Origin of the sequence: Halomonas sp. M1 (assembly GCF_029581375.1) — a bacterium.
Classification (GTDB): Bacteria; Pseudomonadota; Gammaproteobacteria; order Pseudomonadales; family Halomonadaceae; genus Vreelandella.
This window is the reverse complement of sequence record NZ_CP121119.1, coordinates 138,504-153,685: the sequence shown is the minus strand read 5'-3', so window position 1 is coordinate 153,685 and position 15,182 is coordinate 138,504. Positions and strand designations below refer to the sequence as shown.

The 15,182-nt window shown below is 53.5% G+C and carries 11 protein-coding genes; 4 read left to right on the top strand and 7 right to left on the bottom strand.

All coding sequences use genetic code 11. The features are described 5' to 3' along the window. Nucleotides 1-323 precede the first annotated feature (323 nt). Nucleotides 324-1,388 carry a 2,3-butanediol dehydrogenase gene (locus P8S54_RS00675; RefSeq protein ID WP_281442810.1) on the bottom strand — a complete coding sequence of 355 codons (1,065 nt, stop codon included), beginning with the start codon at nucleotides 1,386-1,388 and terminating at the stop codon, nucleotides 324-326. Between the two features lie 15 nt (nucleotides 1,389-1,403). Next, nucleotides 1,404-3,218, bottom strand: a complete 1,815-nt coding sequence (locus P8S54_RS00670; RefSeq protein WP_281442809.1) for an NAD(P)/FAD-dependent oxidoreductase — start codon at nucleotides 3,216-3,218, stop codon at nucleotides 1,404-1,406. A 293-nt stretch (nucleotides 3,219-3,511) separates the two neighbouring features. On the opposite strand from P8S54_RS00670, the gene P8S54_RS00665 reads away from it, so the two are divergent. The 3 genes from P8S54_RS00665 (at nucleotide 3,512) to P8S54_RS00655 (ending at nucleotide 7,655) form a co-directional block, all read left to right on the top strand. Next, entirely contained in the window at nucleotides 3,512-5,518 is a 2,007-nt protein-coding gene (locus P8S54_RS00665) for a sigma-54-dependent Fis family transcriptional regulator (protein ID WP_281442808.1), read from the top strand. Between the two features lie 100 nt (nucleotides 5,519-5,618). Further along, complete coding sequence (locus P8S54_RS00660; protein WP_281442807.1) at nucleotides 5,619-6,473, top strand: MoxR family ATPase; 855 nt, start codon at nucleotides 5,619-5,621, stop codon at nucleotides 6,471-6,473. A gap of 3 nt (nucleotides 6,474-6,476) precedes the next feature. Continuing rightward, nucleotides 6,477-7,655 carry a VWA domain-containing protein gene (locus P8S54_RS00655; protein WP_281442806.1) on the top strand — a complete coding sequence of 393 codons (1,179 nt, stop codon included), beginning with the start codon at nucleotides 6,477-6,479 and terminating at the stop codon, nucleotides 7,653-7,655. An 87-nt stretch (nucleotides 7,656-7,742) separates the two neighbouring features. On the opposite strand, the gene P8S54_RS00650 is transcribed toward P8S54_RS00655, so the two are convergent. From P8S54_RS00650 to P8S54_RS00640, 3 genes are all read right to left on the bottom strand, one after another. Further along, nucleotides 7,743-8,273 (bottom strand): cytochrome b, encoded by a 531-nt coding sequence (locus tag P8S54_RS00650; RefSeq protein WP_281442805.1) that lies wholly within the window; start codon nucleotides 8,271-8,273, stop codon nucleotides 7,743-7,745. Between the two features lie 179 nt (nucleotides 8,274-8,452). Beyond that, nucleotides 8,453-9,853 carry a xanthine/uracil/vitamin C permease gene (locus P8S54_RS00645; protein WP_281442804.1) on the bottom strand — a complete coding sequence of 467 codons (1,401 nt, stop codon included), beginning with the start codon at nucleotides 9,851-9,853 and terminating at the stop codon, nucleotides 8,453-8,455. 318 nt (nucleotides 9,854-10,171) lie between these two features. Further along, complete coding sequence (locus P8S54_RS00640) at nucleotides 10,172-10,729, bottom strand: hypothetical protein (RefSeq protein WP_281442803.1); 558 nt, start codon at nucleotides 10,727-10,729, stop codon at nucleotides 10,172-10,174. Between the two features lie 175 nt (nucleotides 10,730-10,904). Between P8S54_RS00640 and P8S54_RS00635 the strand changes: the two genes are divergently transcribed. After that, the gene (locus tag P8S54_RS00635) at nucleotides 10,905-11,294 is read left to right on the top strand and encodes a RidA family protein (RefSeq protein WP_281442802.1); all 390 of its coding nucleotides are present in this window, start codon (nucleotides 10,905-10,907) and stop codon (nucleotides 11,292-11,294) included. 24 nt (nucleotides 11,295-11,318) lie between these two features. On the opposite strand, the gene P8S54_RS00630 is transcribed toward P8S54_RS00635, so the two are convergent. Next, nucleotides 11,319-12,770 (bottom strand): cobyric acid synthase, encoded by a 1,452-nt coding sequence (locus P8S54_RS00630; RefSeq protein WP_281442801.1) that lies wholly within the window; start codon nucleotides 12,768-12,770, stop codon nucleotides 11,319-11,321. 10 nt (nucleotides 12,771-12,780) lie between these two features. Then, nucleotides 12,781-14,970 (bottom strand): S8 family serine peptidase, encoded by a 2,190-nt coding sequence (locus P8S54_RS00625; RefSeq protein ID WP_281442800.1) that lies wholly within the window; start codon nucleotides 14,968-14,970, stop codon nucleotides 12,781-12,783. Nucleotides 14,971-15,182 lie beyond the last annotated feature (212 nt).

Genomic DNA, 15,182 nt, shown 5'->3' with positions numbered 1-15,182 from the left:
AAAAGAGTCCCCCGAAGGGGACCCAGGTGGAGCACGCCAGCTCACTCGGTGTGTCGCTTACCAGCAAAGGCTGGGGCGATGTAGCAAAGAAGGGAGAGAGGCATCTTGCATCTGTCTACTCTATTCATTTGCTTCTTGCTTAATATATTGCGAGCCGTGTGCCATATTTTTAATAAATCATTAAAAACAATAACTTATACAATATTTGGTTTTCGTTAAATTATTTATAACGCATTGCAGCAAGCAAAATGCACCAGCGCTGCGCATTTCAAGGTGGCCTTGCTTCACAATGCATCAACCTAGCGTTGTTAAAGCAGTAAGCGCTAAGGCGTTACAATAATCTTCACCTGTGCTTTATCACTTAACAGCGCTTCAAATCCCTCTTCCACAATATCTGCAAGCGGAATACGCTGAGTCACCATGTCTTCAGCGCGGAAGTAGCCACGCTGCATGAGCGCCATCACCGCCGGGTAGACATGACGGTAGGCAATAATCCCTTTCATGGTGCGCTCTTTAATGACGAGGTCATTAGGTTGGAAGCTCGCCTCCCCTTCCCAAATACTCACCACAATCACCTCACCGCCTTCATGAGTGCTATGAAGAGACTGATTGAGTACGGCCGGAATCCCCGTCACCTCGAACGCTACGTCAACACCACCCTTGCTTAACGTTTGCAGCTTCGCCACGGCGTCTTCTTGCTGCGGGTCCACTACGATAGCGCCCAGCGCTTCAGCTTTGGCTTTGCGTGAAGGCGCGACCTCAACGGCGTAGATGTGAGCGGCGCCGGCCGCTTTCAGGGCTTCAATGGTCATTAATCCGATTGGGCCTGCGCCAAATACGGCCGCGCTATCGCCCGCTTTCAAACTACTTTGACGAACAGCATGCAAAGCAACCGCCGCTGGTTCTACCAATGCCCCTTGCTCGTAGCTGAGGTCATCCGGCAGCTTATGCACCATGTGTTCCCCCATCACGGTGAACTCCGAGAAGCCACCGCCGCCGCCGGAAAGGCCATGGAAACCCAATAGCGGCGTGAGGTTATAGCGCTCCATTTGATAAGCCCCATCCTTATTGGGCGAAAGAATCGGCTCGATGGCAACGCGATCCCCCACTTTCACCCGTGTTACTTTGTCACCTACCTCAACCACTTCACCGGCGAATTCATGCCCCATGATAATCGGTGCTTGTTCACCGCTAATGGGGTGTGGTTTATCGACTGGAATAAAAATCGGCCCAGCAGCGTACTCATGCAAATCGCTACCACAAATACCACACGCCGCTACTTTGACCTTTACCTCATGAGGGTCGTTAATCGTCGGTATTGGCATTTGCTCAACACGAAGGTCTTTCGCTGCGTACCAAACCGCTGCCTGCATGGTTGAATGACTCATTTGCTACTCCTTCTCTTATGCTCTGTGATGAACTGGCTGCAGGCCATAGACAGGGGTATCTAGCCCCTCCATACGTGCTTTTAACTGCAGCGCCAAATAACGTGAGTAGTGCCGCGACTGGTGTAGGTTGCCGCCATGGAACCACAGTGCCTCTTGCTGAGTGGGCTTCCACATATTGCGCAGCTCACCTTCCCACGGGCCGGGGTCTTTGGTGGTATCAGACCCTAATCCCCAACACTTACCAACTTTATCGGCCACTTCTTGAGAAATAAGCCGTGCCGCCCAGCCATTCATCGAGCCATAACCGGTGGCGTAGACGATCAAGTCAGCCTCAAGCTCGCTGCCATCCGTCAGCGTGATAGAGTGCGGGTTAATGCGTTCGATGCCCACACCGCTGCGCAGTTTGATGTCGCCACTGGCGACCAAATCGCAAGCGCCTACATCGATGTAATAACCCGAACCGCGGCGTAGGTATTTCAAAAACAGCCCCGATTCATCGTCACCGAAATCGAGCATAAACCCTGCGTTCTCAAGCTTCTGATAAAACTCGGCATCGCGCTTTTTAATCGCCTCAAAGGCGGGGCGCTGAAAATCTGGCAGCACCTTGTAAGGGATGGAGGCAAACACCAGATCGGCTTTTTCATGAGTTAACCCGCTTGCCACCGCCTCTTCCGAATAAAGCGGCCCTAGCACCTCTTCCATCAGTGAATCCGACTTCACAATATGGGTCGATGAACGCTGCAGCATAGTGACATCAGCATCGTGCTCCCACAGCGCTGCAGCAATATCGTGGGCCGAGTTATTAGAGCCCAAGATGACGCATTTCTTGCCTTTATAGGCATCCGGCCCGGGGTGCTGGCTAGAGTGCTGCTGCTCACCTTCAAAGCTTTCCGCCCCTGGAAATGTCGGCACATTGGGCATCCCAGACATACCGGTAGCCATCACTAACTGTTTGGGTCGTAACGTGATCTCCTCGCCGTTGCGCTTAACCTTAACCACCCACTCACCTGCGGCTTCGTCGTAGCTAGCATTCTGACACTCGGTGGAACTCCAATAATTGAGCTCCATCACTTTCGTGTACATTTCCAGCCAATCACCCACTTTGTCTTTCGGGGCGAATACCGGCCAGTTATCTGGGAAAGGGATATAGGGAAGGTGGTCGTACCACACTGGATCGTGCAGGCAGAGTGACTTATAGCGGTTACGCCAGGAGTCTCCCGCGCGCTCGTTGCGCTCAATGATGATCGTCGGCACCCCCAATTGCCTGAGCCGTGCGCCTAAACCAATACCACCCTGGCCACCGCCAATAATCACGCAGTAAGGCTGCCGAGTGTAGCCCAGCTCCGCCTCTTCACGCTCCCGTGACTCCAACCACGTTTCACGCTGCTTATTGGCACCGTGTTCGGCCCCTTTTGGACGATGCTGATTGCACTGCTCAGGGTAGTCGTTCAGTGCTTGCATGGTGGTTAACAACGTCCAGCACTTGCCTTCTTTAAGACGCAAATAGCCTTTGCCACTGGCAACCGCTGTTTTGAAAGTAAACCATGCATCATAGGTGTCACCGTTTTCAGTGGCTTCGCCGTCTAACTGCCAACCCATAGGCTGTGCGTTATTGAGCGTGGCATTGAGCATGGCCTGAATTTCATCTTTGCCTTCGCAGGTTTTTAAATTCCAGGTGAAGGTAAGAAAGTCGCGCCAGTAGCACTCGTCTCCAAACAGAGACAGCACGCGCTCAACATCCTGGCCTTGAAGGGCAGCATCAAAATTGCGAAGCCAACCTTGAACAGTTGCCGTGGCGGCTTGCGGGCCTTGTGCCTTTATCGTTGACATAGCGGGTACCCCATATGCAGTTGTTATTGTTGAATTAAATGTGATGCACCTAATACATAGCAGCCGCCGTGCCAAACCAACCATATAAAAAATAAGCAATTGATAAATATATAATTTATTCACATGCAGACAAGCAGATAAGACAGCGAAAGTGCCGTACACCTGTCACGCTGTTTACAGCTAAACGTTACAGGTGTAACGCACGACTAACGGCGTAAGCAGCCCACGTTGACTCTGGGGGCAAAGCGCATAGGCTAAAAGAACAATAACAACAGCGCCCAATGAGTAACGCCATGCTGCATCAAACGCACGCCATTAAACAGTTTCAGACAACTTCACAGCTTCAGTCTGAACAGCGTCGACATATAGAGCATATTTTTCAGCTTGGTGAAGGGTTAGATGCCCCCTGCTTGCCTGCGCAGGCCACCATTCGTCGTTCCTGGCTGCGCTGCCTAAATGACTATCAGCTAGACCCCACTCACCCACGCCCAGCACGGGTGGTGCCTCAGCAAACCCTGATTGAGCACCGCGAGTCTGTTGACGAGCTACTGCATGTCGCCCGCGCTGGGGTCGATCAACTCTATGGACAAATAGCCCAGCTTGGCTACGTGCTACTGGTCACCGACCACCGCGGCATTACCGTTGAGTTTCGCGGCGACCCCAACCAGGACCAGCAATTACGCAAAGCAGGCCTCTACTTGGGCGCTGACTGGGATGAACGCTTTGCTGGCACCTGCGCTGTTGGCACCTGCTTGCATGATCGCCAGGCGATTATCTGCCACCGCCAAGAACACTTCGATGCTTCCCATATTTCTCTGACCTGCACCGCCGCGCCTATTGCTGACCCTCAGGGTAACGTGATGGCCGTGTTAGATATCTCCGCGCTGCAGTCGCCTACCCAGCACGAAAGCCAGAATTTCAGCCTATCGCTGGTAACGCTTTATGCGCGCATGATTGAGGATGCTTATTTTCTGCAGCGCTACCGCGACTGCCTGATGGTGCGTCTAGATATCTCGCGGGAATTTGTCCACGTCAATGGGCGTGGTTTAATTGCCATTGAGGAAAATGGACAGGTAATCGCTGCCAACGGCGTTGGCCGCGAGCTAATCGCCGAACACCAGCACCGCTGGCCCCCTTGGTCTGCAAATCACATTCCAATGCTAGGTGAACTATTCGAGTGTGAGATCGCCGATATACTCAGTATTAACAGCGGTACTGATGATCAATTGCGTGCTTTTCGCGCTCGCGCCAGCAACACCATCCACTTTATAAGCCTGCTGGAACCCCGCCGTCCCCGCATGGCGCAACGGGCAACACCGCTTACTACTGAACTGCCGGAACCCTTAGCCCGGCTAGGTGCCGACGACCCTGCGATGCGCAAAGTGCAAAAACTAGCCGACCGCTTGCGTAATGAAGCTAACGTGAACGTACTGATTTGCGGCGAAACCGGCACCGGTAAAGAGGTGGTGGCACGCGCACTGCACGAAAGCGGCAATCGCGCCAAACAACCGTTTATTGCGGTTAATTGTGCGGCCATTCCCGAGTCACTGATTGAAAGCGAACTGTTTGGCTACGAACCTGGCGCCTTTACCGGTGGCCGCTCAAAAGGGATGCGTGGGCTTATTCCTCAGGCCCATGGAGGCACGCTGTTTCTAGACGAAATTGGCGATATGCCATTAGCACTACAAACTAGGCTGTTACGCGTGCTGGCCGAACGAGAAGTCATGCCGCTAGGCGCTAACACGCCAGTAAAAATCGACATTCGCGTTATTACAGCAACCCATCGCCATATCGAAGAAATGATTCAGCAAGGGGAATTCCGCGAAGACCTCTATTACCGGCTTAACGGCGCGCAGCTGCGCTTACCCGCATTACGTGAACGCGCCGATAAACTGTATGTTATTCGCCGCGTGTTTGAAGATGTCGCCGCCGAACGCGCCGCGCAAATATCGCCGCGCCTGCGCGCAGATGCCATCAGTGCACTACTCGCCTATTCCTGGCCCGGCAATATCCGTCAACTTAAAAACGCTCTCGCTTTTGCCCTGGCAACCTCAGAAAGTGACGAAATAACCGTTCACGACCTGCCAGAACAGTGCCTTAGCCAACGAATTACTCGCCACGAAGCGCCGCAGCTTGTAGCCGATGCCAGTGAATCTCAGACAGGCTCACTTACCCAACTGCTCAAGCAACACCACTGGAATATTAGCGCGGTCGCCCGTGAGCTAGGCGTTTCGCGCCCCACGGTCTACCGGCAAATGCAGCGCCATGGCATTGTGCCACCCAACTGGCAGGGCGGATAGCAAGTCTCTTTATCCACTAGTTGGCCTTGAGGTTTACCCTCACGTACACTTGTTTGAATCTATTTTTAAAACTCGTTTCGACAAGCCGAGGCACTCCCCCATGGCGTTTGATTCTACCTCTTCTTACATCGCAACTGATGCACTCAAACAGGCGGTCAATGCCGCTGTTGTGCTGCAGCGTCCGCTGCTCATTAAAGGCGAACCCGGTACCGGTAAAACACTGCTGGCCGAGGAGCTCGCTGAATCCCTTGGCACTAAGCTGATTACTTGGCACATCAAGTCCAGTACCAAAGCCGCCCAGGGGCTTTATGAGTACGATGCGGTCAGCCGCCTGCGCGATTCCCAACTGGGCGTTGAAGGCGTGGAAAACGTAGGTAACTACATTAAGCCAGGCAAGCTATGGGAAGCTTTCACCGCAGGCGAGCGTGTCGTACTGCTGATTGATGAAATTGACAAAGCGGATATCGAGTTTCCCAACGACCTGCTGCAAGAGCTGGATCGTATGGAGTTTCATGTTTATGAAACCGGCGAGACCATTCGTGCCGAACAACGCCCAATTATCGTGATCACCTCGAATAACGAAAAAGAGCTGCCCGACGCCTTCCTACGCCGCTGCTTTTTCCATTACATCGAATTCCCTGACCGCGCGACCATGCAAGCAATTGTGGATGTCCACTTCCCGGATATCGCCCCCAGGTTGGTCGGCGAAGCCTTGGAAGTCTTTTTTGATCTACGCAACGCCCCAGGGCTCAAGAAAAAACCTTCCACCTCGGAGCTGGTGGATTGGTTAAAGCTACTGATGAGTGATGAGCTTGCCCAAGCAGCGCTCTATAACCGCGACCCAGCCAAAGCCCTGCCACCGATGGCCGGTGCGCTGGTCAAAAACGAGCAGGATACACAATTACTGGAGCGCTTGGCCTTTATGCTGCGTCGCCAGAAAGGCTCAGGCCGTTAAACGATGTTTATCAGCCTGTTCGACACGCTAAAACGCGCTGGTGTGCCCGTCTCACTCCGCGAACTACTTGACCTCCATGCGGTGGTTGAACGTGGCGTCGTGTTTGCCGATATGGAAGCGTTTTATCAAGTCGCCCGCACCGTAATGGTCAAAGATGAGCGCTACTTCGACCGCTTCGACCGCGCCTTTGCCGCCTGGTTTAAAGGCATTGAGGATATGGACGCCGCCATTGAGGCGCTGATCCCCGATGAGTGGCTACGCCGGGAGTTTGAGAAACAGCTCAGCGACGAAGAGAAAGCCAAAATTGAATCCCTAGGCGGACTTGAAGAACTGATCGAAACCTTCAAAAAACGGCTCGAAGAGCAGAAAGAGCGCCACGCCGGCGGCAACAAGTGGATTGGCACCGGTGGCACCAGCCCTTTTGGCGCCTACGGCTACAATCCGGAAGGCATTCGTATTGGTCAGGATGGCTCGCGCCACCGCCGCGCCACCAAGGTATGGGACGAACGGCGCTTTCGCGATTACGATGATTCACTTGAACTCGGCACTCGCAATATCAAAATGGCCCTGCGACGGCTACGCAAGTTTGCCCGCCAAGGGGCGCTTGACGAGTTTGACGTGGACAGCACCATTCGTGAAACCGCTCGCGATGGCGGCTTGTTAAATGTCCAAATGCGTCCAGAGCGCCACAACGCGGTTAAAGTGCTGCTGTTTTTGGACGTTGGCGGCTCCATGGATGACCATATACGCGTCTGCGAAGAGCTGTTCTCAGCCGCGCGTTCAGAGTTCAAGCATCTGGAGCACTACTACTTCCATAACTGCCTGTATGAAGGCGTGTGGAGAAACAACCTGCGCCGGGGCAACGAGCGCATTCCCACCATGGATGTGCTGCACACCTACGGCGCAGATTACCAGGTAGTGATTGTCGGCGACGCCGCTATGTCGCCCTATGAGGTTACTCACTCAGGCGGCAGCGTGGAGCACTTTAATGAAGAGGCGGGTGGTGTGTGGCTTAAACGCCTTTGCGACACGTTTCCGCGCTTGGCGTGGCTAAACCCTATGCCGCCCCGGGCCTGGGAGTACACCTACTCGACTCAGCTAATCCGCGAAATCATCGAAGACCGCATGTATCCGATGACGATGGAAGGTTTAGAAACCGCCATGCGTCAGTTGGCTAAGTAGAGGGCTAAAAAAGCGCGCCCCGCTGGTAGAGCGAGGCGCGCCTTCAATACGCTGGGTTAGAATAGCCAGGTCAGTAACGCTGACCAATTACGCCATACGCTTTAGCACATTATGATTAGTTAGCCTGCGGTGCATAACCGCCATTACGATATGGCCGACGATCAGCGCTAACATCGCCCAGCCTAGCTCGCCGTGTAGCGAGCCGCCTAGGTCTACCATCCAATCAATGCGCTCACCCTCAAAACCCGGCATTAGATTGACGCCAAAAACATCCAATGCCCGGCCCGAGCCATATTGGCGTATTAAGGCAATCGTGGGCACAGCAACCATTAAGCCGTACAGCGCCAAATGACCTAGTTTTGCCATCACGCTCACTGAAGGCGGACGGCGCGATGCATTGATGAGCGCCCATACAATGCGTAACAAAATAAGCGCCATAAGCATTACGCCCACAGTACGGTGCGTGCCCCATAAGAAAGATTCCAGTGCGGTATCTTCCAAAAACACTCGCGCCGTGGCACCGCTAAACTGCCATAAAAAAAGCAGTGCCATCGCCCAATGCAGCGCCCTACTCACCAAACCATAGCGGGAGTGGGTATCCCTTATCGCTAACGCCATACGCCTTTACCTCTTAAGTAACAGTTAACACACCTATATTTTACCGGGCTAAACAAGCAACATCATGACAACACTCAGTATTTTTGTTGCGTAAACTCGAACGTGTTGTTGCAAAAAAAACCGGCAGGTCTATAAAGACTGCCGGTTTTTTAACAGCTTGTATTAGCGCAGCGTCTTACCTAACTAACCGGTTTTTCTTCCACCTCGACCACCGCATCTTCTTCCACGTGGATAGGCTCATCGGCCTCATCTTCCGCATGGCTTCGCGCGCGGTGTTCAATCATAAAGTAGAGAATCACCCCAATTCCCAGCCCCCACGCTGCGCCGTGTGTAGCCAGCACCACACCCATAATGCCAGCGACCCCCATGGCCGTTGCGTTTTTGATCTGCTCTACCGCAACCGCAATACACAAATAACCGGTAATCAGCAAAGTAATCGAGAGCGCAATGGGCAGTACCGGGCGGAATAGCGTTACCAGCGGCAGTAAGAATAGCGCCAAAAAGCCCACTATCCAGAATACCGACGCCCCCGAATAAATAGTATCCATGGCACCGCGGCCATACCGGTAGCGCTCAGCAATAGTGGCCATTGCCCCGGTAAAGAGCGGCCCGGCAAGGCCTGGGTAAGGAGCAAACATAGAGTGCATTAGGTTTCGCAAGCCCGTGATCAGGTGAACACGATCAACATTCACTTCGATTTTCTCATCCGGCCGCAAATGATCCACGCGTTTGATCAAGCTCTGACCCACAATGATGTCACCAAAGGCAATAATGTAAGCGATGATAGCGGTAGGTATAGCGGCGACCAGTAGATCAATACCCGGCGCACCAATGGTAAACGGCAGGTAGGCCCAGATACCGCCAAAGTCCGGCACGGCAATGCCCCACTCCACCGTAGGCATCGGGTACTCCGCTACCCCCCAGCCAATCGCCATGGTGATTAACATACCGGGCACCATGCCATAGGCGGCGATATTACGCGCCCAACGGAATTTTTCAGTCAGGTCGCGAAACGAAAGTGAAAACAGGACATACAGGGTAATTAAACCACCAATACCCAGTGAAATAGGCGTTTCGTAAAGCCTCCCGCCAACACTAATTTCGCCACTGATCGCGGCGATGCCAGCGCCCAATAAAATGCCCGCCTTGATGGAGTCCGGCACGCTGTTAACCAGCTTCGTACCTAAACGCGTCACCGCCATAAACAGGAAAATCGCCGTGACCATTAGCTGCAGTGCCACCATCGCGCGGATAGCTTCCGGCCCTGGCTCAAACTGACCAATAAACAGCAGTACCACGGGAATAGCGGGCGTAATCCACCCCGCCACAAAAGGCACCCCAAGCAACGGGGGAAGAATAAAACCGATACCACACACCACGACATACGCTAGTGCCACTTCATAGGGCAGCCCTAGATACTGCTCCAAAAGCGGAATCATCCCCAGCCCGATAACAAACATGACCAGCGCCTGAATGGTCTCGGGTATTTCCCAGCGGAAATGGATAAAAGGCAAACGAACTTTGAAGGGGCCAACGGGCCAGTAGGGATGTTCTTCCCCGTATTTACGTTTGAGCAGCACAGCGTTTCCTCACGGTGTCTGGTTATTCATTATTAATATCCTTGAGTATTGTTGTTGTTAGTTGAGTGCTTTTTACTCAGCTATTAATCAAGATAACATTCGACCTTTCGTGCATGGCCCAGCTAAAACGCACCTAATATTGCAGTAACTGCAAAAGCGCAAACCGCTAATAAGGCAGCAAAAACCACTAAAATCGGCTAAAACTTGTTAAGATAACGCTTACATGCAGACAATAGCCCACCGCAAAATGACGTCAACGTAAACGTCATCTTTTAGTCTTATAGGCAAGGCCGCCCTCTTAACGCGGCGGCATTAAATTCAAAACGTGCTGGGAAAGTTATTTAAGCCCGACAGAAAAGCCTCTTTAGCGTCAGAAAATGCGCTGGGGTCATGCTTAAAACGGCGCAAAATTAGCGCTTCGTCCAGATGGAGGGTGGGCACCAGCTCATCACTGCTTTTAGCAGGATGACGCGCGCCTAAACCGATCCGCTTACCTTCACTATCAAACCAGCGTTTAATACCGCACTGCTGGTAAAATGCTTCTTCTTTGTCGCTAGCCACCTCAACACGCAGCGGTGCTTTTAAGCTGAGCTCACTGATTAAGCGCGCTTTAGCGCCTTGTTTAAATTCGCAGGCATGGGTCACGGTCATACCCTGACCTTTTTCATCCAGCACCAGCAGTGCAAGTGCTAGAGGCTTCCCTTCACCGTCAACGCCCGCCAATAAACGTGCAGCCTCTTGGGCAAACAGCACGTTTTTTGTGCCTGTAAATACCACCAACGGCGTTAGCCCTGCCTGCTGACCGTAAACTTCGGCACATAGGGTTGCCAAACTCGCATCGCGCGGGGCGCTCTGACTAATATGAACTACCTTCATTACGCTCTCTCTTTGCGCTTGATCATGACGCCAAAACGACTCTGGCGCGTTTTAAAAGCCCGCCAGCGTAGAGCAAAGCCACCGCCAGCACCACCCTCTTAATAGAAGGGAACCACATTCAACAACCACAGTCGCACTAAAGGCAAAACGGCTATTTTGTCGTTAAGGAGAACGAATGCCACAGTTTAATAACGACCCGACGCTGCCTAAGCCCAGCTTTCCAGGAAGCCACATGGTCATTGACGACCATTATGTGTTTATTTCGGGACTTACCGTTGCCGATATTTCTAATGGTCAAGCTGTCCGCGGCAATGTTAAAGAGGAAACACAGTTAGTGATGCACGAACTTAAGCGCATGCTGCAGCAAGAGGGCGGTAGCTTAGCGGATGTTTTACGAGTGGATATACATTTAGCAGATTTAAAACAGATCAACGCGCTAGACAGTATCTATGCTGAATTTTTTGAGCCTGGTCGTTACCCCGCGCGCACCTGCACGGAGTCGCCACACCTCTGTGGTGGCAGCGCTGTCGAAATCACCCTAATGGCCACGCGCCAGCGCGATTAACCAGCATCCAGCTCTGTGGTTCGTTTAGCTCACATTGAGCATTTTGAGTATCGCGCCTATATCCAAGTGTGCTTCTAGCGTGTCCGCCAAACGATCCAACTCTTTCTCACGGTGGGCGCGGTAATCGACCTCCACCGTATTTTTTAATCCTAAGTGCGTGAGCAACGCTCGGCAGGCTTCCGGGTGGTCAAACACGCCGTGCACATAGGTACCTAATATCTGGCCGTCGCTACTTATTGCCCCATCCCGATGGCTGCCTAGGTCAAGCAGTGGCTGGTTTAGAGCGGCTCCTTCACTAATCCCATTGTGAATCTCGTAGCCGATCACTGCCGCGTCCTGCCCCACCATCGTGCCACTAACATTGCGTAACTGCTTGCCAGCCACCATTCGCGTGGTCATCGGTAGCAGTCCAAGCCCAGCAACTTTTCCTGGTGTGCCTTCTAGCCCTTCTGGATCATCTACCCATTCACCCAGCATTTGGAAGCCACCGCAAATACCCATCACTTTGCCACCATAGCGCAGGTGGCGAGTAATCGCTGCCTCCCAGCCTTGGCGCTTAAGCCATGCCAAGTCGCTGGCCGTACTTTTGCTGCCGGGCAGGAGAATCACATCCGTTGGGGGGATCTGCCGGTCAGGTCCTACAAACGTCAGCGATACCTGCGGGTGCAGGCGCAGTGGGTCGAAATCCGTGTGGTTACTCATGCGCGGTAGCGCGGGAACGATAACGTTGAGGGGCTGGCTTGCCTGCGGGGCCTGAGTTAAGCCAATACTATCTTCCGCATCCAACAGTAGCCCCTGCACATAGGGCAGCGTACCCAGTACCGGCTTGACAGTGCGCGCCTCTAGCCACTCAAGCCCAGGCTCCAGCAGCGCAATATCTCCCCGAAAACGGTTCACGATAAAACCTTTGGTGCGCGCCTGCTCGCTGTCACTTAATAGCGCCAGCGTGCCTACGAGCTGAGCAAAGACGCCGCCACGGTCAATATCGCCCACCAGCAGTACCGGGCAGTCGGCAGCTTCAGCAAAGCCCATATTGGCGATATCGCCTTTACGTAGATTGATTTCCGCAGGGCTACCCGCGCCTTCGGCAATAATCACATCAAAACGGCTTTCCAAGGCCTGCCACGCTGCCATGACGCTCTCTTTCGCTGTGCGCTTAAACGCATGGTAATCCAGTGCATCCATATGGCCATGCACCTTGCCGCGCAGAATCACCTGGGCGCCGCGATCGGTTTCCGGCTTCAACAGCACCGGATTCATATCACTATGCGGAACCACCCCCGCCGCTTGAGCCTGTAGCGCGGTGGAGCGGCCAATCTCGCCGCCATCGCTGGTCACCGCGCTATTCAGGGCCATGTTCTGGGGCTTAAACGGGGCCACGGAGACACCGCGACGTTTTAAAACGCGGCAAAGCCCCGCCACCACGGTGCTTTTTCCTGCATCCGAGGTGGTGCCTTGAATCATTAGTGTGGTCATAGCGCGCCTATTACCAAGCGTAAATGTAGTTCACCATGGCCGCTGAATCGCTCGGTGCGCCAGCATCGTGACCAGGGTCTCGGGTATGCAGCACGTTAACCTGCCACTGGCTGTGCTCACTGGTCGAAAACCCATACCCTAATTCGATATCGAGCTGGCGACCTGACGGCTCCAGAGAAGCGCTTCGCGTTTCACGCACAACGCTGCCATCCAAACGACGACCCACAGGCACATCGAAAGTGGCATTCGCGCTATCGATGCGAAGCGGTTGGCGTAGCGTTAACGCCCAGCGTTCAGAACGTGCGCACTGCCCTTGCCACTGAATGCCCAGTGCCATTTGCTGCGCACTAATGTCATCAACGCTGGACAATAAGCCACGTCCTGAGGCACTACCACGGCCCTGCTCAAATTCAGCAAAGCCGCTAATGTTATCAAACTGAGCTTGAACGCTTAGCCCAGCAAAATCCATTTGATTATCGTCGCCAAGGCCAAGTGCGCCACTACCGCTAGCCCCCAGCAGTCCCTGCTGCTCTGTCAGCTGGCCAACATAGCTATTGACGCTCAGTCCAGGCATTATTTGCCAAGTAAGCCCCAGGTCCGAGCGCCGTGCTTGGTAGTCGCTGACAGCATCGTCGCCAGAATCCCCCGCCCAGTGGGATGCCGTCATACTGAGCCGTTGGCCCAGCGCATAGCGGGATTCGATACCCTCCACCGTATCGAATGCTTGGGTAAGCGCCGACCCCGTTTGAAAAGAGATCATTGGCATCACACCCAGCTCTGCGACATTGCCCATAGGGCTAGGCTGGTTACCTGCAAAGCTAAACGCACTCAATTGAGTATTGCCAAAAGACCCGTCAAAGCGGCTAGCCAGTAAATCACCAGCAACATTACTGCGGGCGGTGAAGCGGTAATTGCCGTCGATAGCGGTATGCGTCTCAGTCGCAGCCGATGTGGCTTTTGCCATCTGCTGCATCTGCCCGCGCCGCTGCGTGGCCTGTGCGGTGCGCGGCTGCGTATTGCGCCCCAAATCAATGGCGTAATCCCGGCCCAGCGCGTCAAACGCAACCACATTCTCCAGCACACCAGAAGTGGCTATAGAATTGCCATAGGCCTCGGAAAGCTGCAAGAAAGACGCATCGGCCAGCGCCCCGCCCTCTGCCACACGCTGGCTTTGGCTGACCAGTAGATCGCCTTCAGGCGCAAGGGCAGCGTCGATATCAGCAATGCCTTGGCCTAAATAGAAGGCACCGCAGTTCAGCGTGCCGCTAGCGCCGCAGTTATTCTGCTGAAACAACGCGCTCTCCTGGCTCGCCGTATCCAACAGGCGCTGGCTAGCCTGCTGAGCCGTTAAATGTGGCCATTGGCCCACAATACCCGCAGCATACTCAGAAATTTGTGCCGCTGAAATCGACGTGCCCTGGGCACCCACCCTTCGGTTGACGAACCCCGTTCCAATGGAGCGTGCCTGCAACCGAGCATCATCTCCTGGATAGCTACTTGAAGGGTGAATTCTGCCATCCGACGTAGTGCCTACTGCGATAAGCATCATCTCGTAAAGCCCAGGCTGGCTTGTGTAAATGGGGTTACCTCGGGTGTCAATGGCGCGGCCAGTATTGCCTGCGCTAACAACGTAAATGGCGCCTTTGCCGCCGTTAGCATTGACAACACGCTGGTACGAGGTAGCCGAGGTCACCCCATTAAAAGAAAGCCTGGGGTCGCTGGCCTCTAAGCGGCGGGAAAAGCTGGCGTTAATTACCCTGGCACCGCGACTGGCCGCTTCACCAATAGCGTAATCGAGTGCGTTGCTGAAGGTGTTACCTAGGCTATCCTCTACTTTCAGCAGGTCTAAGCGGGCATTACCCAAATTTCCGCTAGTAATTGCGGAAGAAACGGCATTGCCGTGCCATTCATCAAAACCGCTAACATCTGATGTGCCGCTATAGACATCTAAGCTGTCGATCACTCGCTCGCTATTAGTGATAGAGGCGACATCGAACGCACTATCTGCCACCGCCACTCTTACCAAACCAGGCCCAAGCGGTATGGGGAGTTGGCCGGCACTCAGGTTAGGAGAAGAGCCGCCAGGGGTATGCACACCCTGGCTGCTATAGCCACCGCCGCCGCTTGAACCACATCCTGATAATGACAGAGTGCCGAGCGCGATCCCTACCGCCAGGAAGAGAGGGCGGCGCTCAAGCATGAGGGCCACTTAGGTATTCAATGAAAGAAAACATGAGATTCGTTACCAGTTTCAATGCAGGGGATGAGATGCTGAAGCATTAAATACTGATAAAAATAGCGAATCAAGTTAATAAAAGTATTAAAAAACTCATCAAACAGTACACTTAGTAAAATTAAAAGTAGCTGATTAATGTTGTATTTATAAATAGAGCGCCTAATTAAGCTATCGTT